This is a genomic window from Pseudoruegeria aquimaris (genome assembly GCF_900172235.1).
GTDB lineage: Bacteria > Pseudomonadota > Alphaproteobacteria > Rhodobacterales > Rhodobacteraceae > Pseudoruegeria > Pseudoruegeria aquimaris.
Map to the genome: position 1 here is coordinate 98036 of NZ_FWFQ01000005.1, position 22272 is coordinate 120307.

Annotated in this window: 23 protein-coding genes; 14 read left to right on the plus strand and 9 right to left on the minus strand. The window is 65.3% G+C overall.

Annotation, left to right across the window (positions count from 1 at the left end; genetic code table 11):
- Positions 1-6 precede the first annotated feature (6 nt).
- A complete protein-coding gene (gene dalA / locus PSA7680_RS05245) occupies positions 7-516 on the minus strand; it encodes a divisome-associated lipoprotein DalA (RefSeq protein ID WP_085867614.1) in 510 nt (169 codons plus the stop codon).
- Positions 517-683: 167 nt separating this feature from the next.
- Between dalA and PSA7680_RS05250 the strand changes: the two genes are divergently transcribed.
- Both PSA7680_RS05250 and PSA7680_RS05255 read left to right on the plus strand, forming a co-directional pair.
- Positions 684-1262, plus strand: coding sequence for a L,D-transpeptidase (locus PSA7680_RS05250; protein ID WP_085867615.1), 579 nt, complete (start codon positions 684-686; stop codon positions 1260-1262).
- Positions 1263-1414: 152 nt separating this feature from the next.
- Complete coding sequence (locus PSA7680_RS05255; protein WP_085867616.1) at positions 1415-1597, plus strand: hypothetical protein; 183 nt, start codon at positions 1415-1417, stop codon at positions 1595-1597.
- 81 nt (positions 1598-1678) lie between these two features.
- Here the strand turns inward: PSA7680_RS05255 and hemH are convergent, their stop codons facing one another.
- Both hemH and PSA7680_RS05265 read right to left on the minus strand, forming a co-directional pair.
- Positions 1679-2731 (minus strand): ferrochelatase, encoded by a 1053-nt coding sequence (gene hemH / locus PSA7680_RS05260; protein WP_085867617.1) that lies wholly within the window; start codon positions 2729-2731, stop codon positions 1679-1681.
- Between the two features lie 56 nt (positions 2732-2787).
- Positions 2788-3636: a methyltransferase domain-containing protein gene (locus tag PSA7680_RS05265; protein ID WP_085867618.1), complete on the minus strand. Its 849-nt coding sequence runs from the start codon at positions 3634-3636 to the stop codon at positions 2788-2790.
- Between the two features lie 38 nt (positions 3637-3674).
- Between PSA7680_RS05265 and PSA7680_RS05270 the strand changes: the two genes are divergently transcribed.
- Genes PSA7680_RS05270 through PSA7680_RS05285 form a run of 4 tightly spaced genes read left to right on the plus strand, consistent with a single transcriptional unit; the run spans position 3675 to position 5966 of the window.
- Positions 3675-4400, plus strand: a complete 726-nt coding sequence (locus tag PSA7680_RS05270) for a ComF family protein (RefSeq protein WP_085867619.1) — start codon at positions 3675-3677, stop codon at positions 4398-4400.
- A 35-nt stretch (positions 4401-4435) separates the two neighbouring features.
- Positions 4436-4693: a glutaredoxin 3 gene (gene grxC / locus PSA7680_RS05275; RefSeq protein ID WP_085867620.1), complete on the plus strand. Its 258-nt coding sequence runs from the start codon at positions 4436-4438 to the stop codon at positions 4691-4693.
- 2 nt (positions 4694-4695) lie between these two features.
- Positions 4696-5529, plus strand: coding sequence for a carbon-nitrogen hydrolase family protein (locus PSA7680_RS05280; protein ID WP_085867667.1), 834 nt, complete (start codon positions 4696-4698; stop codon positions 5527-5529).
- A complete protein-coding gene (locus tag PSA7680_RS05285) occupies positions 5526-5966 on the plus strand; it encodes a MarR family winged helix-turn-helix transcriptional regulator (RefSeq protein WP_085867621.1) in 441 nt (146 codons plus the stop codon). The genes PSA7680_RS05280 and PSA7680_RS05285 overlap by 4 nt, the downstream gene beginning before the upstream one ends.
- On the opposite strand, the gene ubiG is transcribed toward PSA7680_RS05285, so the two are convergent.
- Positions 5967-6710, minus strand: a complete 744-nt coding sequence (gene ubiG / locus PSA7680_RS05290) for a bifunctional 2-polyprenyl-6-hydroxyphenol methylase/3-demethylubiquinol 3-O-methyltransferase UbiG (protein ID WP_085867622.1) — start codon at positions 6708-6710, stop codon at positions 5967-5969.
- 67 nt (positions 6711-6777) lie between these two features.
- Between ubiG and pip the strand changes: the two genes are divergently transcribed.
- Together pip and PSA7680_RS05300 are read left to right on the plus strand one after the other, a co-directional pair.
- Entirely contained in the window at positions 6778-7767 is a 990-nt protein-coding gene (gene pip / locus PSA7680_RS05295; protein WP_085867623.1) for a prolyl aminopeptidase, read from the plus strand.
- Positions 7768-7839: 72 nt separating this feature from the next.
- Complete coding sequence (locus PSA7680_RS05300) at positions 7840-8469, plus strand: CDGSH iron-sulfur domain-containing protein (RefSeq protein ID WP_085867624.1); 630 nt, start codon at positions 7840-7842, stop codon at positions 8467-8469.
- Positions 8470-8577: 108 nt separating this feature from the next.
- On the opposite strand, the gene mgrA is transcribed toward PSA7680_RS05300, so the two are convergent.
- Positions 8578-9606, minus strand: a complete 1029-nt coding sequence (gene mgrA, locus PSA7680_RS05305; protein WP_085867625.1) for an L-glyceraldehyde 3-phosphate reductase — start codon at positions 9604-9606, stop codon at positions 8578-8580.
- 255 nt (positions 9607-9861) lie between these two features.
- Between mgrA and rimP the strand changes: the two genes are divergently transcribed.
- From rimP to infB, 4 genes are read left to right on the plus strand one after another with little or no spacing between them, the layout of a single operon-like run.
- The gene (rimP, locus tag PSA7680_RS05310) at positions 9862-10452 is read left to right on the plus strand and encodes a ribosome maturation factor RimP (RefSeq protein WP_139838559.1); all 591 of its coding nucleotides are present in this window, start codon (positions 9862-9864) and stop codon (positions 10450-10452) included.
- Between the two features lie 2 nt (positions 10453-10454).
- Entirely contained in the window at positions 10455-12089 is a 1635-nt protein-coding gene (gene nusA, locus PSA7680_RS05315) for a transcription termination factor NusA (protein ID WP_085867627.1), read from the plus strand.
- A gap of 26 nt (positions 12090-12115) precedes the next feature.
- Entirely contained in the window at positions 12116-12748 is a 633-nt protein-coding gene (locus PSA7680_RS05320; RefSeq protein ID WP_085867628.1) for an RNA-binding protein, read from the plus strand.
- Entirely contained in the window at positions 12745-15258 is a 2514-nt protein-coding gene (infB, locus tag PSA7680_RS05325) for a translation initiation factor IF-2 (RefSeq protein WP_085867629.1), read from the plus strand. The genes PSA7680_RS05320 and infB overlap by 4 nt, the downstream gene beginning before the upstream one ends.
- Positions 15259-15420: 162 nt before the next feature.
- Here infB and PSA7680_RS18695 read toward each other — a convergent pair whose 3' ends face one another.
- The 4 genes from PSA7680_RS18695 to PSA7680_RS05340 form a co-directional block, all read right to left on the minus strand.
- Positions 15421-15558, minus strand: a complete 138-nt coding sequence (locus PSA7680_RS18695) for a hypothetical protein (protein ID WP_176244082.1) — start codon at positions 15556-15558, stop codon at positions 15421-15423.
- Positions 15559-15734: 176 nt separating this feature from the next.
- Positions 15735-16133, minus strand: coding sequence for an 8-oxo-dGTP diphosphatase MutT (mutT, locus tag PSA7680_RS05330; protein WP_085867630.1), 399 nt, complete (start codon positions 16131-16133; stop codon positions 15735-15737).
- Entirely contained in the window at positions 16130-17362 is a 1233-nt protein-coding gene (gene argJ / locus PSA7680_RS05335) for a bifunctional glutamate N-acetyltransferase/amino-acid acetyltransferase ArgJ (RefSeq protein ID WP_085867631.1), read from the minus strand. Before argJ ends, mutT begins: the two co-directional genes overlap by 4 nt.
- Positions 17363-17382: 20 nt before the next feature.
- A complete protein-coding gene (locus PSA7680_RS05340; protein WP_085867632.1) occupies positions 17383-18228 on the minus strand; it encodes a peptidylprolyl isomerase in 846 nt (281 codons plus the stop codon).
- A gap of 187 nt (positions 18229-18415) precedes the next feature.
- Here PSA7680_RS05340 and secA point away from each other — a divergent pair, with 187 nt between their 5' ends.
- A complete protein-coding gene (secA, locus tag PSA7680_RS05345) occupies positions 18416-21151 on the plus strand; it encodes a preprotein translocase subunit SecA (RefSeq protein ID WP_085867668.1) in 2736 nt (911 codons plus the stop codon).
- Between the two features lie 125 nt (positions 21152-21276).
- Positions 21277-22263: a hypothetical protein gene (locus tag PSA7680_RS05350; protein WP_085867633.1), complete on the plus strand. Its 987-nt coding sequence runs from the start codon at positions 21277-21279 to the stop codon at positions 22261-22263.
- Positions 22264-22272: the final 9 nt, after the last annotated feature.

Here is a 22272-nt window from a genome sequence, read left to right on the forward strand (position 1 = left end):
AGGGCGTCAGCCGCCCATCACCAGCGTCCACCAGATCTTGCCGTTGGATTCCTGGAACCAGGAGAAGCCCATATTGCGGGCCGCCGGATCGAGGATCACGCCGCGCGAGCCCGGATCTTCCATCCAGGCGGCAAGGGTTTGAAGCTCGGTCTCGAAAGTTTCCGAGATCGCTTCGCCGACGGCAGGGCCGGGGTATCCGGCGCGGGCCACGCGGTCCAGCGGGGAGGAGCCGTCGGAACCGAAGTGCCACGGGCGGTTCTGGATCGACATGTCGCGCGAGTGGGCGGCGGCGGCATTGTTGAGGGCGGTGTTCAGCTGCACCTGCGGTACGCCGGCGGCGGCGCGCAGCGTGTTGACGCCTTCGAGCATGCGAAACTGGATCTGCCCCGCATCCCGGTTGGAAATCTTGTAGACGGTGGTCGCCGGACGGCCATCTGGCCCGACGGGCGGCGTGGCCGGCTCGCAGGCGGCGAGGAAAAGAAGGCCGGTAAAAAGGGTAGCAAGAAGCTTCGACATGGGCTCCACCGTATAAGCTGAACGCACCCTCATTACAGGGCGAAGGCCCGCGGATCAAACGCCGAGGCAGGGGCAACCCCGCAAGATTCCGTGTTTAATTTGCGACTGAGGTATCGGGGCCATAACATTCAAGGGCTGCTTTTCATGACCGAATCGGGGGGCATTCCATGGCTCAACAGGATTCTCGGCGCCTTGGCCGCCGCATTTTTCTTACTTCTTCCGCCGCCACTCTTGCCGGGCTCGCCGCCCCTGCGCTGGCCCAGACCGTGCTTGAACCCACCGTCCCGCGCAACCTTTCGGGCTTCCAGGCCCGGCGCTGGCAGGATCATTTCGGCAGCCTGCGCAACGGCGCCATCCTCGTGGACGTCAACGCGCGCGTGCTGCACTTCTGGTCGGCCGATCAGTCGGTCTACAAGCTCTATCCCACCAGCGTGCCTCTCACCGAGGATCTCACGCGCCGGGGCCGCACCAGCGTCGTGCGCAAGGTGGAGGGGCCGAGCTGGTCTCCGACGCCGGCCATGCTGAAACGCAACCCGGAATGGCCCAGCTACGTGCCGCCCGGCCCGGACAACCCGTTGGGCACCCACGCGCTCTACCTCGGATGGAAGTATTACCGGATCCACGGAACCCACGATACGCGCAAGATCGGGCGCCGTTCGTCCAACGGATGCATCGGCCTCTACAACGAGCACATCGCCGAATTGTACCAGTTGACCGGCCCGGGCACCCAAGTGTTGCTTATTTGACGCCACGAAACGGCGGGAAATGGCGGAATTCGAAAGATACATTTGCAATCGGACACATAGCCTGCTTATTGGAAAATACGAGGTACAGTCTGAACTGCCTGCGCCGTCCTCATTTTGTTTAACGCGGCGTTAGGTGATTACTGGAGGTTAACATGAAGAAACTCGTTCTCGCCGCTGCGCTGACCGCTGCTGCTTCGACCGCTTTTGCTGGCGGCTACGAAGAGCCGATCATCGAAGAGCCGGTGATCGTCGAAGAAACCACTGGTTCTTCCGGCGGCTGGGTTGTTCCGCTTCTGCTGCTGGCCGTCGTGGCCGCTGCCGTTGCTGCCAACTAATATCGGCACTACACGAACAAAGAAGGCGGTGGCCGCTTGGCCACCGCCTTTTTTTATTGGAAATTCCGGGCCTGATGGCCGCTAGATCCAGCCGGCCAGGTTGGTCTGGATGGCTTCCACCAGCGCGGCGATATGCGCGTCGTCGTCGTTGAGGCAGGGGATGTAGGTGAAGCTCTCGCCGCCCGCTTCCTCGAAGCTTTCGCGGATCTCCTCGTTGATCTCTTCCAGCGTTTCGATGCAGTCCGCAGAGAAGGCCGGAGCGATCACCGCGATCTTCTTCTTGCCGCTCTCCGCCAGCCGCGCGACCTCTTCCACGGTGTAGGGTTTCAGCCATTCCTCGGGGCCGAATCGGCTCTGGAAGGTCGTCGTGATCGCGTCGTCGCCCCATCCGAGGCGCTCCTTCAGGAGCCGCGTCGTCTTCTGGCACTGGCAATGGTAGGGATCGCCCTCCATCAGGTAGCGTTTCGGCACGCCGTGGTAGGAACACACGAGAATGTCGGGCTTTTCCTCCATCGCGGCGTAGGCATTTTCGACCGAGGCCGCCAGTGCGTCGATGTAGGACTCCTGCGCGAAGTAGGGTGGCACCGTCCGCGAGGCGGGCTGCCATTTCTCCTTCATCAGCGCCCGGAAGAACTGATCGTTGGCCGTGGCCGTCGTGGCGCCGGCGTATTGCGGGTAGAGGGGGAAGAAGAGGATCTTCTCGCAGCCCTGCTCCACCAGCGCGCGCACCTTGGACTCCGTCGAAGGGTTGCCGTAGCGCATGCAGTAGTCCACCACCACCTCCGCGCCGTGCAGCGCCTCCATGGCCTCGGCCACCTTGGCCACCTGCGCCTTGGTGATCGTCGCCAGCGGGCTTTCGTCGAGCTCTTCGTTCCAGATCGATTTGTAGGCCGCGCCCGAAGTGAAGGGGCGCTTGGACAGGATGATGAGCTGGAGCAGCGGCTGCCACTTCCACTTCGGATAGTCGATCACGCGTTGGTCAGACAGGAACTCGTTCAGGTAGCGGCGCATGGACCAGTAGTCGGTGCCGTCCGGCGTGCCGAGGTTGGCCAGAAGCACGCCGATTTTCGGGGTCGGAAGCTTCGGGTGATCCTTCGGCGCATGGGCCGGGCAGGTCGCATCTGGGTTGGGCATCGTGTCCGTCCTGGTCTGTCGTTCGTGGCGAGGAAGATAAGGCATTGAGCGCCGTGTCAATCTCCGCCGGATGATTTCGTGCCGGGCAGGGGCGTTTCTTCGGTGTTCAGCGCCTCGGCAAGGCGGCGGGCGGCGGAGCCGGGGCGCAAGGGTTTGGGCTGGCTTTCGTCCGGGGCCCAGCCGGTGAGGAAGATCATCTCGAAAGTGGCCGGTAGGCGCGCGTCGCGGCCGAAGGCCTCGGCGTAGATCGCCTGCGCTTCGGTGAAAAGCGCGCGCGGCGTGAAGTTTTTCCGCCGGGCGGACAGCACATTGGTTTCACCCATGGCGCGCAGGTCGGCGGCGAGGTGGAAGATGTCGCGGTAGAGCGCGGTCTGCGTGGCGCTGTCGGCCACCGGCAGGGCGAAGCCGGCGCGTTGCAGCAGGCCGCCCAGATCGCGGATCTCAGCCATCGGCAGAACCCGCGGGCTCAGACCGCCGGAGACGCGCGCTTCCGCCTGCGCCAGCGCCGCGCGCAGCTCGTGCAACGTCTGCCCGCCGAGCGCGGCACCGAGGAAGAGCCCGTCCGGCCGCAGGGCGTGGCGGCACTGGATCAGCTGGCCGACGACATCCGCTGCCCAGTGCAGCCCCATTGCGTGGATCACCAGATCATAGGGAGGATCGCGGAAGGGCAGCACATCGGCGCCGTCGACGATCACCTCGGCGTCGGGGAAAGCCGGTGCCCAGAGATCGGGCCAGGGGGTGATCACGGCGATCTTGCTAAACGTTCTGTTAACCTCGGCGAGTCTTTCCTTGATCTCGAACAGAGCCTCTTCCTGCAGGAACAGCGCTGGCTCAGCCGCGCGCGCGGCGCGGGCACGGGCGCGGGCAAGGGCCTTGGGATCTGTGATCGGGGTGGGGCTGCTCATGCTCTTTCCTGAGATTCGCGGCAAGATAGGAGGGAACGATGCGGATGCAAAGTGCCCTGCACCTGATTTACCCGCCCCGCTGCCTCGCCTGTGGCGCGTTGGTGGCCGGGGATGGCGGCCTCTGCGGCCCCTGCTGGCGCGAAACTCCCTTCATCTCGGGGCTGGTCTGCGATGCCTGCGGCGTGCCGCTGCCCGGTGAGGCCGAGGCGGGGGCGGTGGAGTTCTGCGACGAATGCCGCCAAACGGCCCGCCCGTGGCGGTCCGGCCGTGCGGCGCTTCTCTACGAAGGCAATGCGCGCCGCCTCGTGCTGGCCTTCAAGCGCAGCGCGCGGTTCGATCTGGTGGAGCCGGCCGCGGGCTGGATGCTGCGCGCAGCGGCGCCGCTTCTGCGCGAAGACATGCTGGTGGCGCCGGTGCCGTTGCACCCGTTCCGCTTCCTGCGCAGGCGCTACAACCAGTCGGCGCTCCTGTCGCGGGCCATCGCGCGCCGCGCGGGTCTCGGCCACTGCCCCGATCTGCTTGTCCGCCACAAGGCGACGCCGGTTCTGGAGGGGCTCGGCGCGGAGGAACGGTTCACCGCGATGGCTGGCACCATCCGGGCGCATCGCCGCCGCGCCGAACTGGCTTCCGGGCGGCCGGTGCTGCTGGTCGATGACGTCATGACCTCGGGCGCCACGCTGGCGGCCTGCACCGAGGCCTGCATTGCGGTGGGCGCAGGCGAGGTTTGCGTTCTGGCCCTCGCACGCGTTGCGAAGGATGCCTAGATGCCTATAGTTCCGCGCAAACAAGGATATCTCTCATGGCTTCCGTCGAAATCTACACCTCGCCGCTCTGCGGCTACTGCCACGCCGCCAAGCGCCTTCTCAAGAAGAAAGGCATCGAGTTTACCGAGTTCGACGTCTCGCGCGATCCGGATCTTCGCCAGAAGATGATGAAGCGCGCCCACGGCCGCCACACCGTGCCGCAGATATTCGTGGGCGACATCCACGTCGGCGGTTGCGACGATCTCTTCGAACTGGAGCGCGCCGGGAAACTCGATCCGCTGCTCGCCGCCTGATGCTGCGCGCGGGCCTTCTCCAGCTCAACGTGTCCGATGATCCGGCGGCGAACCTGCCGGTGACGGAGGCCATGCTCGCGGAGGCCGTGGCGCAGGGCGCGCAGTTCGTGCTGACCCCGGAGGTGACGAACTGCCTTTCGGCCTCGCGCCGCCGCCAGCAGGACATGCTTCGGCCTGAAAGCGAAGACGCGACCCTTGCCGGACTGCGCGACGCCGCCGCCCGGCATGGCATCTGGCTGCTGATCGGCTCGCTCGGCCTCAAGACGGATGATCCAGACGGCCGCTTTGCCAACCGTTCGTTCCTGATCGCGCCGGATGGGGCCATCGCCGCCCGCTACGACAAGATCCACATGTTCGACGTGGACATCAGCGAAACCGAATCCTACCGCGAAAGCGCCGGCTACCGGCCCGGCAGGCAGGCCGTCGTGGCCGATGCCGGTTTCGCGAAGGTCGGCATGACGATCTGCTACGATCTGCGCTTTCCCCATCTGCACCGCGATCTTGCCAAGGCCGGCGCGCAGATCCTCACGGTGCCGGCAGCCTTCTCGCCCGTGTCCGGTGCCGCCCATTGGGAGGTGCTGCTGCGCGCCCGCGCGATCGAGACGGGCTGCTTCGTGCTGGCCCCGGCGCAGACGGGCCATCATGCCGCGACCGCAGGCAAAAGCCGCCAGACATACGGGCATTCGCTCGTGGTCTCGCCCTGGGGCGAGGTTTTGCACGATGCGGGCACGGCTGCGGGCGTGAGCGTGGTTGATCTTGACCTGTCGCTGGTGGAGAAGTGTCGCCACAAGATCCCCGCGATCACGCACGACAGGGAATACGGGCCGCCGGCATGAACACACCGAACGACTCCTTGGCCGCCGCCCTCTTCAGCGAGCTGTTCATGGCCGGGCAGCTGGCGCGCAGCCAGATCTCCAAGGCCCTGCCCAAGGGCATGGAGCTTTCCCATTTCTCCGTGCTCAACCACCTCGACCACGTGAAGGGCGAACGCACCCCGGCACAGCTTGCGGCCACCTTCCACGTGACGCGTGGGGCGATGACGAACACGCTGTCGAAGCTCGAATGGGCCGGCCATGTGCACATCCGCCCCGATTGGGACGACGCGCGCCGCAAGTTCGTCTCGATCAGCCCGGCCGGCCGCGCCGCACTTCAGGCGGCGATCCAGGCGATCGCGCCGATTCTCGCGGATGCCACCGCCGACATCGGCGCCGACAGCGCCCGCACGACGCTGCGGGTGCTCCGCGAGCTGCGCGAGCACCTCGGCGAGACGTGATCAGGGTTTGGTGGAGGCGGTGACGTAGTTCACCGAGAGATCCCGATCCGAGATGGACCAGCTCCAGCTGATCGGGTTGAAGACGAATCCCTTGCGATCCACCGGCAGCAGCCCGGCGGTTTCGATCAGCCCGTAAAGCTCGTCGGGCGTGATGAACTTGTTCCAGTCGTGCGTGCCCTTGGGCAGCCAGCGCATCACGTGCTCCGCGCCGACGATGGCCATCATGAAGCTTTTGGGGTTGCGGTTGATGGTGGAGCAGATCATCAGCCCGCCCGGCTTGAGCAGCGCGGCGCAGGCGTCGATGTAGGCCTGCGGATCGGCCACGTGCTCGACGACTTCCATGTTCAGCACCACGTCGAACTGTTCGCCGGCTTCGGCCAGCGCCTCGGCCGTCACGTTGCGGTAATCGATCTCGAGCCCCTGCTGTTTGGCATGAACCTGCGCCACCGGGATGTTGCCGGCGGCGGCATCGGCGCCCACCACCTCGGCGCCCAACCGCGCCATCGGTTCGGAGAGCAGCCCCCCGCCGCAGCCGATATCGAGCAGGCGCAGGCCCTTGAAGGGCTCCGGGCCCGTGAGATCGCGGTCGAACTCCAGCGCGATCTGGCTGGTGATGTAGTCCAGCCGGCAGGGGTTGAGCATGTGCAGCGGCTTGAATTTGCCGTTCACGTCCCACCATTCCGCGGCCATGGCCTCGAACTTTGCGACTTCCGTCGGGTCGACGGTGGTTTGAGCGGCTTGCATCCTTGCCTCCGTTGATTTCTCCTGTGGGCCCATGGCAGGGCGCCTTTGCAGCTTATATAGGTTGGATATGGACAGAGTCGCAGACCAAAACGGCGCAGGCGGGTTTCTCTACCCCGCGATCGCCCCCTTTGACCAGCGCACGCTGGATGTCGGGGAAGGCCACCGGCTCTACGTCGAGCAATGCGGCAATCCGGACGGCATTCCCGTGGTGGTTCTGCACGGCGGCCCCGGCGGGGGGTGCAGCCCTGCGATGCGGCGGTATTTCGATCCGCAGGCCTATCGCATCATCCTGTTCGACCAGCGCGGCTGCGGGCGCTCCCGCCCCCATGCCTCGGTGGAGGACAATACCACCTGGCATCTCGTCCGGGACATCGAGACCATCCGCGCGGCGCTCGGCATCGAGCGTTGGATCGTTTTCGGCGGCAGCTGGGGCGCGACCCTGGCGCTGATCTACGCCGAGACCCACCCCGATCGCGCCGCCGCGCTGGTGCTGCGGGGGGTGTTCCTGATGATGCAGCGGGAACTGGACTGGTTCTACGGCGGCGGGGCCGGTGCCTTCTGGCCCGAGATCTGGGACGATTTCGTCAGCCTGATCCCCGAGGAGGAGCGCGGCGACCTGATTGCCGCCTACCACGCGCGCCTGTTCTCCGGCGACCGGGTGCAGGAATCCCGCTTCGCCCGCGCCTGGGCCGGGTGGGAGAACGCGCTGGCTTCCATCCACAACCAGGGCGCGCGGATGGAAGCGCCTTCGGACTACGCCCGCGCCTTCGCACGGCTCGAAAACCACTACTTCGTCAACAAGGGCTTCCTCGAGGAGGATGGCCAGATCCTGCGCGATCTGCCGAAGATCGCCCATATCCCGGTGTCCATCGTGCAGGGCCGGTTCGACATGATCTGCCCGCCGCGCTCGGCCTATGATCTTGCCAAGGCCCTGCCGCACGCCCGCCTGAAGATGGTGCACCTTGCGGGCCACGCGCTTTCGGAAGCCGGGATCACGGCGGAGCTGGTGAAGGAAATGAACGCGCTGCGGCTGCGGCGCACAGCACTCATGCTCTGACGCACAGGACGATCATTGATCGCGCACCCACCCGCGTTACCCTTTGTGTAAAGCCAGCAGGAGGAGCCAGCGATGAGTGACGAGACCCCGAAAATCGAAGAGCGCGAGAACGGGCCGCTCATCGCGAAACACATCCGCAGCCTGACGGGCGAGGATGGCGCGGCGCTGGAGGTGAAGCCGGTCATGGCCCTGTGCCGCTGCGGGCAGAGCGCGAACAAGCCCTTCTGTGATGGCACGCACACCAAGATTGGTTTTGAAAGCCGGGGCGGCAAGCCCGAAGGCCCGGACCGGTTCTTCACCTATGAAGGCAGGGAGGTGACCGTCTCTTTCAACCCGCGCCTCTGCGGCCATGCGGCGGAATGCGGGCGGATCGCCTCCAACATCTTCGACGTGAACCAGAAGCCCTGGGTGCAGCCCGACAATGGCACCGTGGCGCAGGTGGAGGCCGTGGTGGCGGCCTGCCCGTCGGGGGCGCTTCAGATGGGCACGCCGCCGCAGACAATCGTCGATGAAACCCGCGCCCAGATCACGGTGCAGAAGGATGGGCCTTATTGGGTCACCGGGGTGCCGGTGGTGACGGATGCCACCGCGGAAGGGGTTTCGGAGCGGAAATACATCCTGTGCCGGTGCGGGAAATCCGGCAACAAGCCCTATTGCGACGGCACGCACCGCAGCGCGGGGTGGAAGAGCGGGAATACTTGAGGATCGTTCGATAGGGCCATGGTAGCGCCGTCCCGAGGGGTGGCGCATGCGCGCCGCCCCGTGGGGGCGGGACGGCGCGGCCTAACAGTGCCTGTTGGGCGAAAAATACTACGACTCCGACGAGCGCGCCCAGAGGTTGATCTCCCCGAGATCGGTGTTCTCGTCGATCGCGGCCAGTTCTTCGGCGGTGAATTCGAGGTTGCCGACGGCGCCCACGCAATCCTCCACCTGCGAGGGTTTGGAGGCCCCGATCAGCGCCGTGGTGATGCCGCCGTCGCGCAGCACCCAGGCAATCGCCATCTGCGCCAGCGTCTGCCCGCGCGCCTGCGCGATCTCGTTCAGCTTGTTGAGCTTCTTCACCGAGTCCGCGTTCACCAGCGCCTGATCGAGGGATTTGCCCTGCGTGGCGCGGCTGCCCTCGGGCACGCCGTTCAGGTATTTCGCGGTCAGCAGCCCCTGCGCCAGCGGGGTGAAGGCGATGGAGCCGATGCCGAGCTCCTTCAACGTGTCCTTCAGCCCGTCCTCCTCGACCCAGCGGTTGAGCATGTTGTAGCTCGGCTGGTGGATCAGGCAGGGGGTGCCGAGATCCTTGAGGATCGCCGCCGCCTCGCGGGTGCGCCGTGAGTTGTAGGAGGAGATGCCGACGTAGAGCGCCTTGCCCGCGCGCACGATGTCGTGCAGCGCCTGCATGGTTTCCTCAAGCGGCGTGTCCGGGTCGAAGCGGTGGGAGTAGAAGATGTCCACGTAGTCGAGCCCCATGCGCTTGAGGCTCTGGTCGCAGGAGGCCATCAGGTATTTGCGCGAGCCGAATTCGCCGTAGGGGCCGTCCCACATCATGTAGCCGGCCTTGGACGAGATGACCAGCTCATCGCGGTAGCCGGCGAAATCGGTTCTCAGGATCTCGCCGAAGGCTTCCTCGGCGCTGCCCGGGGGCGGGCCGTAGTTGTTGGCCAGGTCGAAATGGGTGATGCCCTTGTCGAAGGCCGTCCGGCAGATCGCGCGCTTGGTGTCATGCGGGGTGTCGTGGCCGAAGTTGTGCCACAGCCCGAGCGAGATCGCCGGCAGCTTCAGCCCGGAGCGCCCGCAGCGGCGGTAGGGCATGGTCTGGTAGCGGTCGGCGGCGGGAACATAGGGCATGGGAAAGCTCCGAAACGGCTGTTGCGTGTTGCGCCTTGTGTGGGCGGTGACCTCGGGGCTGTCAACCTTGGTTCCGGCGGCGGGCCACCCGTGCGGCGGGCATGCGAACCCGTGTGCGCGTCATTGTGAACGCGCCCCCTTGCAGACTCGAGATCAAGGGCGTATATCCCCCTTAACAGCGGCGGTTGGCCTCGGTCAGCCCCACCGAAAAAGTTCAGCGGGCCGCAAGCCCGCTTTTTTGTTTTGGAGACACCCTTGTCTGACCTGATCGCAAAAGCCGCCATCGACAGGCGCCTTGCCGAGATCGTCCAGCCCGTGATCGAGGATCTGGGCTTCGAACTCGTGCGGATCCGCCTGATGAGCGGCAAGACCTCGACGCTGCAGATCATGGCCGAGCGCCCCGAGGGCGGCATCGAAGTGGACGAATGCGCGACGATTTCCACCGCGGTGAGCGCGATCCTCGACGTGGAAGATCCGATCGCCGACAACTACACGCTGGAAGTCTCCAGCCCCGGCATCGATCGCCCGCTGACGCGGCTGAAGGATTTCGACACCTTCGAGGGCTACGAGGCCAAGATCGAGACGAGCGAGCTGATCGACGGCCGCAAGCGCTTCAAGGGCATCCTCAAGGGCACCGAGGATGACGAAGTGCTGATCGAAATCGAGAACAACGGCGAAGACGTCATCATCGGGCTCAAGTTCGACTGGCTCTCCGACGCCAAGCTCGTGCTGACCGACGAGCTCATCAACGAAATGCTCCGCCAGCGCAAGGCCGCCGGCATCGTCGACGAAGATCAGTTCGACGACATCGAAACAGACGAAGACACCGCTTCCGAGGAGGAGTGAACATGGCAATTACCTCAGCAAACCAGCTTGAGCTGCTCCAGACGGCCGAGGCCGTGGCCCGCGAGAAGATGATCGATCCGGCGCTGGTGATCGAGGCGATGGAAGAGTCCCTCGCCCGCGCCGCGAAGTCGCGCTACGGCGCCGAAATGGACATCCGCGTCTCCATCGACCGCAAGACGGGCAAGGCGACGTTCACCCGCGTGCGCACCGTGGTGGCCGACGACGAACTGGAGAACTACCAGGCCGAGCTCACCGTCGAGCAGGCCAAGCAATACATGGAAAACCCGCAGATCGGCGACGAGCTGCGCGACGAGGTGCCGCCGGTCGAACTGGGCCGCATCGCCGCCCAGAGCGCCAAGCAGGTGATCCTGCAGAAGGTGCGCGAAGCCGAGCGTGACCGCCAGTACGAGGAATTCAAGGATCGCGTCGGCACCATCATCAACGGCGTGGTGAAGCGCGAGGAATACGGCAACGTCATCGTGGACGTGGGCCGCGGCGAAGCCGTGCTGCGCCGCAACGAGAAGATCGGCCGCGAAAGCTACCGCCCGAACGATCGCATCCGCTGCTACATCAAGGACGTGCGCCGCGAAGTGCGTGGCCCGCAGATCTTCCTGAGCCGCACCGCGCCCGAATTCATGGCCGAGCTGTTCAAGATGGAAGTGCCGGAGATCTACGACGGCATCATCGAGATCAAGGCCGTGGCCCGCGATCCGGGCTCCCGCGCGAAGATCGCCGTCATCTCCTACGATGGCTCCATCGATCCGGTGGGCGCCTGCGTGGGTATGCGCGGCTCCCGCGTGCAAGCCGTCGTGAACGAGCTGCAGGGCGAGAAGATCGACATCATCCCGTGGAACGAGGATGCACCGACCTTCCTCGTGAATGCGCTGCAGCCGGCGGAAGTCTCGAAGGTGGTGCTCGATGAGGACGCCGGCAAGATCGAGGTGGTGGTGCCCGACGAGCAGCTTTCGCTCGCCATCGGCCGCCGCGGCCAGAACGTGCGCCTCGCCAGCCAGCTGACAGGCCTCGACATCGACATCATGACGGAAGCCGAGGAATCGGCCCGCCGCCAGGCCGAGTTCGAAGAGCGCACCAAGCTGTTCATGGATACGCTGGATCTGGACGAGTTCTTCGCCCAGCTGCTGGTCTCCGAAGGTTTCACCAACCTCGAAGAGGTTGCCTACGTGGAACTGGACGAGCTTCTGGTCATCGACGGCGTGGACGAAGGCACCGCCGAGGAACTCCAGGCCCGTGCACGCGACTACCTCGAAGAGCAGAACCGCAAGGCGCTGGAGCACGCGCGTGAGCTGGGCGTCGAAGACAGCCTGGTTGAATTCGAGGGCCTCACGCCCCAGATGATTGAGGCACTTGCCGAGGACGGCGTGAAATCGCTCGACGATTTCGCCACCTGCGCGGATTGGGAACTGGCCGGTGGCTGGACGACCGTGGACGGGCAGCGCGTCAAGGACGACGGTATCCTCGAGAAATTCGACGTGAGCCTCGAAGAGGCGCAGAACCTCGTGATGACGGCCCGCATCCAGCTTGGCTGGGTGGATCCGGTCGAGCTTGAAGGCGAGGACGACGCCGAAGAAGACGCCCTTGCCGAAGGCGAAGAAGCCGCCGCGGAGGACGAGGCCTGATTTCAGGCCTCGGAGGGCTTGAGCGCATGTCGCGGGGTGGCCGAGACAAGCAGCGGGGAGACCCCGAACGCCGGTGCATCGCCACCGGCGAGGTGGCGCCGAAGGCGGGGCTGATCCGTTTCGTCGTCGGCCCTGATGGCTCCGTGGTGCCCGATCTGGCCGGCAAGCTGCCGGGGCGGGGGCTCTGGGTTTCGGCGGATCGGGCGGCCCTGGATCTGGCGGCCCGCAAGAAGCTGTTCAGCCGGGCCGCGCGCCAGCAGGTGAACGTGCCGGAGGGGCTCGCGGACCGGGTCGAGGCGCTGCTGGCGCAGCGTGTGATCGAGCTGATCTCGCTGGCCCGGAAGGCCGGGCTCGCGGTGACGGGCTTCGAAAAGGTGAAAGACTGGATCGTATCGGGCCACGGGGTGGTCCTGATCCAGGCAAATGACGGATCGGAGCGTGGCAAATCAAAGCTGCGCCCACCGCCCGGGGAAGGGGCCTATATCGGCGTTTTGAGTGCGTCGGAATTGGGTTTGGCTTTCGGGCGGGAAAATGTGATACATGGCGCGCTCGCGGCTGGTGGACTCACGACACGTGTTGTAGAGGAAGCCACGAAACTTACGGGTTTGCGCGATAAGAACGGTGGAACGTCCACCGGAAAGGGTACGAAGACCACATGAGCGATAGCGACGGCAAAAAGACACTGGGCCTGCGGGGCGGGCCGCGTTCCGGCAATGTGAAGCAGAGCTTTTCCCATGGCCGCACGAAGAACGTGGTCGTGGAAACCAAACGCAAGCGCGTTGTGGTGCCCAAGCCCGGCGCCACGAAGTCTGCCGGCGGTGGAACGCCGGGTGGCGACGCCTCCAAACGCCCGGCCGGGATTTCCGATGCGGAAATGCAGCGCCGTCTGAAGGCACTCCAGGCCGCCAAGGCCCGTGAAGCCGAGGACGAAGCACGCCGCAAGGCCGAGGAAGAAGCGCGCGCCGCGGAGCGCGAGCGCCGCCGGGCCGAGCAGGAAGCCAAGGAACGCGAGGAGCAGGAGCGCCTGGAGCGCGCCCGCCAGCGTGCCGAGGAAGAAGAACGCAAGACCAAGGAAGCGGAAGAAGCCAAGAAACGCGAAGCCGCCGCAGCGGCCCGCGCGAAGGATGATCGTGCCACGGCCTCCGCGCCGCAGCCGCAACCCGGCCGCGAGGACACCGGCCCCCGCGGTGGCGGCAAGCCCGGCACCAGCGATCGCAAGTCCGACCGCGACAACCGGGATCGCCCGGCCCGCAAGGGTGGCCGCGACGATGGCCGCCGTTCCGGCAAGCTGACGCTGAACCAGGCTCTGTCGGGTGGCGACGGCCGCCAACGCTCCGTGGCCGCGATGCGCCGCAAGCAGGAGCGCGCCCGCCAGAAGGCGATGGGTGGCGCGCAAGAGCGTGAAAAGGTGATCCGCGAGGTTCAGCTGCCGGAAACCATCGTGGTTTCGGAGCTGGCCAACCGTATGGCCGAACGCGTGGCGGACGTCGTGAAAGAGCTCATGAAAATGGGCATGATGGTCAACCAGAACCAGGCGATCGACGCCGATACCGCCGAGCTGATCATCGAGGAATTCGGCCACAAGATCGTCCGTGTCTCCGATGCCGACGTGGAAGACGTGATCGATACCGTGGAGGACAAGCCGGAAGATCTGGAGCCCCGCCCGCCGGTGATCACCATCATGGGCCACGTGGACCACGGCAAGACCTCGCTGCTGGACGCGATCCGCGATGCGAAAGTGGTTGCCGGCGAAGCCGGTGGCATCACCCAGCACATCGGCGCCTACCAGGTGACGACGGACTCCGGCGCGGTTCTGACCTTCCTCGACACACCGGGCCACGCCGCCTTCACCTCCATGCGGGCCCGCGGGGCCCAGGTGACGGACATCGTGGTGCTCGTGGTGGCCGCCGATGACTCGGTGATGCCGCAGACGGTGGAAGCCATCAATCACGCCAAGGCCGCCGGCGTGCCGATGATCGTTGCGATCAACAAGTGCGACAAGCCCGAGGCCGATCCGATGCGCGTGCGCACCGAGCTTCTGCAGCACGAGGTCGTCGTCGAGGCGATGTCGGGCGACGTGCAGGATGTCGAGGTCTCCGCCATCACCGGCAAGGGGCTCGACGAGCTTCTGGAAGCCATCGCGCTGCAGGCTGAGATCCTGGAACTGAAGGCGAACCCGAAACGTGCCGCCTCCGGCGCAGTCATCGAGGCCCAGCTGGACGTGGGCCGCGGCCCGGTTGCCACCGTTCTCGTACAGAACGGCACGCTGCACAAAGGCGATATTTTCGTCGTCGGCGAGCAGTGGGGCAAGGTCCGTGCGCTGATCAACGACAAGGGCGAGCGCGTCGATGAAGCGGGCCCCTCCGTGCCGGTCGAGGTCCTGGGCCTGAACGGCACCCCGGAAGCCGGGGACGTGCTGAACGTGGTCGACACCGAGGCGCAGGCCCGCGAGATTGCCGAATACCGTGAGCAGGCCGCGAAAGACAAACGTGCTGCTGCCGGTGCCGCGACGACGCTGGAACAGCTGATGGCGAAAGCCAAAGAAGACGAGAACATGGTCGAGCTGCCGATTCTCGTGAAGGCCGACGTTCAGGGCTCTGCCGAGGCCATCGTTCAGGCGATGGAAAAGATCGGCAATGACGAGGTGCGCGTGCGCGTGCTGCACTCCGGTGTGGGCGCGATCACCGAATCCGACATCGGCCTTGCGGAAGCCTCCGGCGCGCCGGTCTTCGGCTTCAACGTCCGCGCCAATGCTTCGGCCCGCAACACCGCGAACCAGAAGGGCATCGAGATCCGCTACTACTCGGTGATCTACGATCTGGTGGATGACGTGAAGGCGGCCGCTTCCGGCCTGCTCTCTGCCGAGATCCGCGAGAAGTTCATCGGGTACGCCTCGATCAAGGAAGTCTTCAAGGTTACGGGCGTTGGCAAGGTTGCCGGCTGTCTCGTGACCGAGGGCGTTGCCCGCCGCTCCGCCGGCGTGCGCCTGCTGCGCGACGACGTGGTGATTCACGAAGGCACGCTGAAGACGCTCAAGCGCTTCAAGGACGAGGTCAAGGAAGTGCAGTCTGGCCAGGAGTGCGGCATGGCCTTCGAGAACTACGATGACATCCGCCCCGGCGACGTGATCGAGATCTTCGAACGCGAGGAAGTTGAGCGCACGCTCTGATCGCCGCACAGCGGGAAGCATTCAAAGGGCCGCCTTCGGGCGGCCCTTTTTTGCTGTGGGATGACTCTTTTGGGGTGGGAATGCCGGGCTGGACAAAAGAAAAAGGACAAGGCTTTCACCTTGTCCTTTTTTCTTTCCGTTGGTCCGGAGACCGAGATGATATCAGGCAGCCTTGCCAGCCACCGGGTAGCCTTCGAAGTCGCGCGAACCGACGCGTACGACGATCTTCCCGTTGCTCAGTGCGCGGATGAAAGTCCCCTGCACCGAGACATAACTGCCCAGAGTGATCGTTTTCATCATTTCCAATTTCTCCCCAGTCAAAATTGGTGTGGATGGATTTTATATGGAAACTGATTAACAAAACACCATGTTTTCTCAACGTAAGTTGAACATTTTGACACTTCTGAAAGGATTTCGTTACGTCAGATTCACAAATCCGTTGTAGATCAACGGGTTGGAAAACTGTTGCGAAAACATCACAACCAGTCGCGAAGTATCGGAATCAAAGGCAGATCGGCGGCCGGCATCGGGTACTTGGACAGCTCCCTGACATGCGCCCACTTGATGGTCTGCCCTTCGCGGGGGACGACCGTGCCTTCCCACTTCCGGCAGATGTAGAGCGGCATCAACAGGTGGAACGATTCGTAGCTGTGGCTGGCGAAGGTGAGCGGCGCGAGGCAGCTTTCCCAGGTATTGATTCCCAGTTCCTCGTGCAGCTCCCGGATCAAGGCGGCCTCGGGCGTTTCGCCGGGCTCCACCTTGCCACCGGGGAACTCCCAGAGCCCGGCCATGGATTTGCCTTCGGGCCTCTGGGCGATGAGCACGCGCCCGTCGACATCGACGAGCGCCACGGCGGAGACGAGCACAACTTTCACGAGCGATAGTCCGCGTTGATTTCGATGTAGCGATGGGTGAGATCGCAGGTCCAGACGGTGGATTTGCCGTCGCCCAGCCCCAGGTCGATCCCGATCACGAGCTCCTGCTGCTTCATGTAGGCGGCGCCGGCGGCCTCGCTGTAGCTCTCCGCCACCCAGCCGTTCTCCGCCACCAGGATGTCGCCGAAACGGATCGAAAGCCTGTCGCGGTCAGCGGCTGCGCCGGATTTGCCTACCGCCATGACGACGCGGCCCCAGTTGGGATCCTCGCCGGCGATCGCCGTCTTGACGAGCGGCGAGTTGGCGGTGGCCATGGCGACCTTGCGGGCGTCGGCATCGCTGGCCGCGCCGGTGACGCGGACCTCGACGAATTTCGTCGCGCCCTCGCCATCGCGCACCACCTGGTGGGCGAGATCTAGCATCACCCCGTGCAGCGCGTCGCGGAAGGGGCCGATGTTGGCGGCGGTGATCTCCTCCGCATCGGCGGCACCCGTGGCGCAGAGCAGCAGCGAATCCGAGGTGGAGGTGTCGCTGTCCACGGTGATGGCGTTGAAAGTGACGTCGGTCAGCTCCGACAGAACCTGTTGCAGCAGCGGCTGGGCAATTTTCGCATCCGTGAAGATGTAGACGAGCATCGTCGCCATGTCGGGGGCGATCATGCCGGAGCCCTTCGCGAAGCCAGAGATGGTGACGCCACCGACCCGGGCGCTGGCGCCCTTGGGGAAGGTGTCCGTCGTCATGATGGCTTCAGCGGCGTCCTTCAGGCGGTCGGGGGCCAGCCCGGCGGCCAGTTCCGCGATCTTCGCCGTGATCCTCTCGTGCGGCAGCGGCTCACCGATCACCCCGGTGGAGGCGCTGAACACGCGGGCGCGCGGCAGGCCAAGGGCTTCGGCCACGGCGCCCGTCACCTTGTCCACGGCGTTCTGCCCGTTCTTGCCGGTGAACGCATTGGCGTTGCCGGAGTTCACGATGATCGCCGCGCCTGCGGAGGTGTCGCCGCCAAGCTTGGCCTGGCAATCCAGAACCGGCGCCGCGCGGGTGGCGGAACGGGTGAACACGCCGGCCACGGCCGTGCCCGGCGCAAGCTCCGCGAGCATCACGTCGTTGCGGCCCTGGTAGCGCACGCCCGCCGCCGTGGCGGCGAAGCGCACGCCCTTGATCGGCGGAAGCTCCGGGAAGCCGCCCGCGGGTGCAAGCGGCGAAACGATCTGTTCTTTCTGGGTGCCCATGGCTTGGCGGCTCCGGTGGATCAGTTCTCGATCAGGTCGGTGTTGCGGATCATCGAGGGGTCGATCGCGCTTACGTCCGCGCGTTCGACGTCGGTCGAGCCGTTGAGCGAGGCGATGTATTCCTCCACCACCTTCTGCTCAAGGTCGGCGCGCAGTTCGCCTTCCAGATCCGCGTAGGCCGGGGGCTGGCTGTCGCGGGTTTCGTTCAGCAGGATCACGTGCCAGCCGAACTGCGTCTGCACCGGCTCGGAGACCTGACCCGGCTCAAGCTGCGTCACCGCCTGCTCGAAGGGCGGCACCATCATGCCGAGGCCGAACCAGCCGAGCTGGCCGCCGTTGGGGCCGGATGGGCCGGTCGATTTCTCCATCGCCGTGGCGGCGAAATCGGCGCCCTCGTCGACCATCTTCTTGATCTCGGCGGCTTCTTCCTGCGTCGGCACGAGGATGTGGGAGGCGTTGAACTCCGGCTGCGGCTGGAATTCGGCGATGCGGGCCTCGTAGGCCTCCTTCACCATCTCCTCGGTGACGCCGGCCTTGATGGCGGCATCCAGCGCGGCCCCGGCTTCGAGGCTGCGCGCGGCGTTCTCGGCGGCCAGGGTGATGGCGGGCGGCACGTCTTCCAGCGCGGCAGCGAGCACGGCCTGCTGGATCAGGTTCTCGAGCAGGCCCTCGAACAGCGCGTCGTCGGGCGCGGACTGATACTGCTCGGGCAGGGTGGCCCGGGCGGCGATGATGTGGCCCAGCGTGATGTTCTTTCCGGCGACGGTGGCGAGCACGGTATCCGCCGTGACTTCCTCCGCGACGGCGGGCGCAGCGAGGACGATGGCGCAGATGGCGCCGAGCATCAGGTTGGGGCTTTTGGGCATATTTGTTTCCTCTGGGCGACACGCGGAGGTGCGTGACGTTGACACTATCTATGCAGGCCCTTACATCGCTGAAAGGTCTGCGATGGCCGGTCCGCGCTTTTTCGCCGTTCTATGGGCGATGCGGCAGGCAGGCAAGCGGCTCACCGCACAGGACCACACATGGATAATCGCCGCAAGCAGAGAGAACATGCTGGGTTTCGGAACACTCGCCAAGAAGGTCTTCGGCACGCCGAACGATCGCAAGATCAAGTCCATTCGCCCCTTGATCGCCAAGATCAACGCCCTTGAACCAGAGTTCGAAGCACTCTCCGACGAAGGCATCATCGCGAAGACGGACGAATTCAGGAAACGGGTCGCCGACGGGGAGTCCCTCGACGACATCCTGCCGGAAGCCTTTGCCAACTGCCGCGAAGCCGCGCGCCGTTCGCTGGGGCTTCGGGCCTTCGATACGCAGCTCATGGGCGGCGTCTTCCTGCACCAGGGCAACATCGCCGAAATGAAGACGGGCGAGGGCAAGACGCTCGTCGCCACCTTCCCGGCCTACCTGAATGCGCTCACCGGCAAGGGTGTGCACATCGTCACGGTGAACGACTATCTCGCCAAGCGGGATGCGGAGTGGATGAGCAAGGTCTACGGCGCGCTCGGGATGACGACGGGCGTCGTCTATCCGCAGCAGCCAGACGAGGAGAAGCGCGAGGCCTATGCCTGCGACGTGACCTACGCCACCAACAACGAGCTGGGCTTCGACTACCTGCGCGACAACATGAAGTCCGATCTGAAGGACATGGCGCAGCGCGGCCACTACTTCGCCATCGTGGACGAGGTGGACTCCATCCTCATTGACGAAGCGCGCACCCCGCTCATCATTTCCGGCCCGGCGCAGGATCGCAGCGAACTCTACATCACCATCGACAAACTGATCCCGGAACTGACCGAAGAGCACTACACGCTCGACGAGAAGGCCAAGAGCGTTTCCTTCACCGACGAAGGCAACGAATTCCTCGAAGAGCGCCTGCACGCGGCCGGCATCCTGCCGCCGGAGCAATCGCTCTACGATCCGGAATCCACCACCATCGTGCACCACGTGAACCAGGGCCTGCGGGCGCACGTGCTGTTCACCAAGGACAAGGATTACATCGTCCGTGACGGCGAGGTGGTGCTGATCGACGAATTCACCGGCCGCATGATGGCCGGGCGCCGGCTCTCGGACGGGCTGCACCAGGCCATCGAGGCCAAGGAGGGCTGCGATATCCGCCCCGAGAACGTGACCCTCGCGTCGGTGACGTTCCAGAACTACTTCCGCCTCTACGACAAGCTCGCCGGCATGACGGGCACCGCCGCGACGGAGGCCGAGGAGTTCATGGAGATCTACGGCCTCGGCGTGGTGGAAGTGCCCACCAACAAGCCGATCGCCCGGATCGACGACAATGACGCCGTCTACCGCACCGCGCGCGAGAAATACGAGGCGATCATCAAGGAGATCAAGGCGGCGCACGAGAAGGGCCAGCCCGTGCTCGTCGGCACCACTTCGATCGAAAAATCCGAGATGCTCTCCCAGATGCTCACCGCCGCCGGGATCGAGCACAACGTGCTCAACGCCCGCCAGCACGAGCGCGAGGCCGAGATCGTGGCCGATGCCGGCAAGCTGGGCAAGGTGACGATCGCCACCAACATGGCCGGCCGCGGCACCGACATCAAACTGGGCGGCAACGTCGAGGTCAAGATCATGGAAGCCATCGCGGCCAACCCCGACGGCGATCATGAAACCATCCGCGCCGAGATCGAGGCCGCGCATGCGGCCGACGAGCAGGCGGTGAAGGATGCCGGCGGGCTGTTCGTCCTTGCGACCGAGCGCCATGAAAGCCGCCGGATCGACAACCAACTGCGCGGCCGCTCGGGCCGTCAGGGCGATCCGGGCCGCTCCGCCTTCTTCCTTTCGCTGGAAGACGACCTGATGCGCATCTTCGGCTCCGAGCGGCTGGAGAAGGTGCTCTCCACGCTGGGGATGGAAGAAGGCGAAGCCATCGTCCACCCCTGGGTGAACAAGTCGCTGGAACGGGCGCAGGCGAAGGTGGAAGGCCGCAACTTCGACATCCGCAAGCAGCTGCTGAAGTTCGACGACGTGATGAACGATCAGCGGAAAGTGATCTTCAAGCAGCGCATGGAGATCATGCAAGCCGAGGATCTCAGCGAGATCGTGCAGGACATGCGCCACCAGGTTCTCGATGATCTCGTGGACACCTACATGCCGGCCAACACCTATGCCGACCAGTGGAACACCGAAGGGCTCTATGCCGCACTGATCGAGAAGGCGGGGCTGGACGTGCCGGTGATCCGCTGGGCCGAGGAGGAAGGCGTGGACGACGGCGACATCCGCGAGCGCCTCTACGAGGCCTCCGATGCGCTGATGGCCGAGAAGAAGGAAGCCTTCGGCGAGGAATCGATGCGCACGATCGAGAAGCAGATCCTGCTTCAGACGATCGACGCCAAGTGGCGCGAGCATATCCTGACGCTGGAACATCTGCGGTCCGTCGTCGGCTTCCGTGGCTACGCGCAGCGCGATCCGCTGAACGAATACAAGAACGAAGCGTTCCAGCTGTTCGAATCCATGCTCGACGCCCTGCGGGTGGACGTGACCCAGCAGCTTTCCCGCGTGCGCCCGCTGACCGAGGAAGAACAGCAGCAGATGATTCAGCAGCTGATCGCCCAGCAGCAGGGCCTGCAGCGCGCCCGGCAGGCCGCGGCCCCCACGCCCCAGCCCGAGCCGGTGGGCGCCGGTGAAGCCGCCGCCGAGGTCCCGGTGCCGCTGGTGGAGGGCTTCGACGAAAGCGACCCGGCCACCTGGGGCAACCCCTCGCGGAACGAGCCGTGCCCCTGTGGCTCCGGCAAGAAGTTCAAGCACTGCCACGGCCGCCTTGCCTGAGGCGATTGTTGCCCAAAAAGCATGAAATCCGGCCGGAGATCCGCAATTGATCCCCGGCCGGTCATAATTCCACCCGATTTCCCTGCCATCACACCCTCTGATCCCGTGTTCGGAAGAGGTGCCCCATGGCAAGCCAACGCAGATATTCCCTGATCGCATCCGCGACCGTGCTGACGGCCCTGCTGGCCATGGGCGTGATGCAATCCGATGCCATCGCCTCCCGTTTCGTCACAGCCTCCGCTCCGCAGGGCGCCACGCCGGCCCACCAACCCGTGGAGACGGCGCATGGCGGCGCGCTGTCCGTGCCGCGCGATCCCGAGGCTTCGGTGGTCTTCGGTGCCGCTCCGCTGCGCGCGCCGGCGTTGCCCGAGGGAAGCGCCGAACCCGACGCCCGCCGGACGGCGCAGCCCGTGCTGAGCGCCTTCGGTCTGCCCTGCACCCCGCGCCTTGCGGCAGCGCCGGCGCCGGGCGGCATGGTTGCCGTGCAGCTTTCCGCCCCCTGCGAACCCGAGCGCTTCTTCACGCTGACCCAGGGCGATCTGGCCTTCACCGACATGACGAGCGTGACGGGCGATTTCGCGGTCACCTTGCCGGCACTTTCGCAGGACGTCGCGCTCGACGTGCGCTTCGAGGATGGCAGCCGTCTGTCCACCGCCCTGCGCGTCGAGGATGCCGCGCTGTTCGATCACGTGATCCTGCAATGGCAGGGGGAGGCCGGCCTCTCCATCCATGCGCTCGAATTCGGGGCCCGCTACGGCGAGAAGGGCCACGTCAGCGCGGCCTCGCCGCGGGATCCGAGCTTTGCCGCACGGGCGCTGGGCGGCTTCATCACCGAGCTGGGCGCCCGCGACCTGAACCACACCCGCCGGGCGGAGATCTACAGTTTCCCGAGCGGCCTGATGGGGCGCAGCGGGCTTGTGCGGCTGAGCGTCGAGGCCGAGGTGACGCCGGCCAACTGCGGCCAGGACCTGGCCGCCCGCAGCACCCAGATCCGCGCAGGTGCCGCCGAGCCGAGTGTCGAGATCGCGCTCGCGATGCCCGATTGTTCCGCCGTCGGCGATTATCTGGTGTTGAAAAACCTGCTGCGAGACCTGAAGATCGCCCGAAACTAGAGGGCAGCA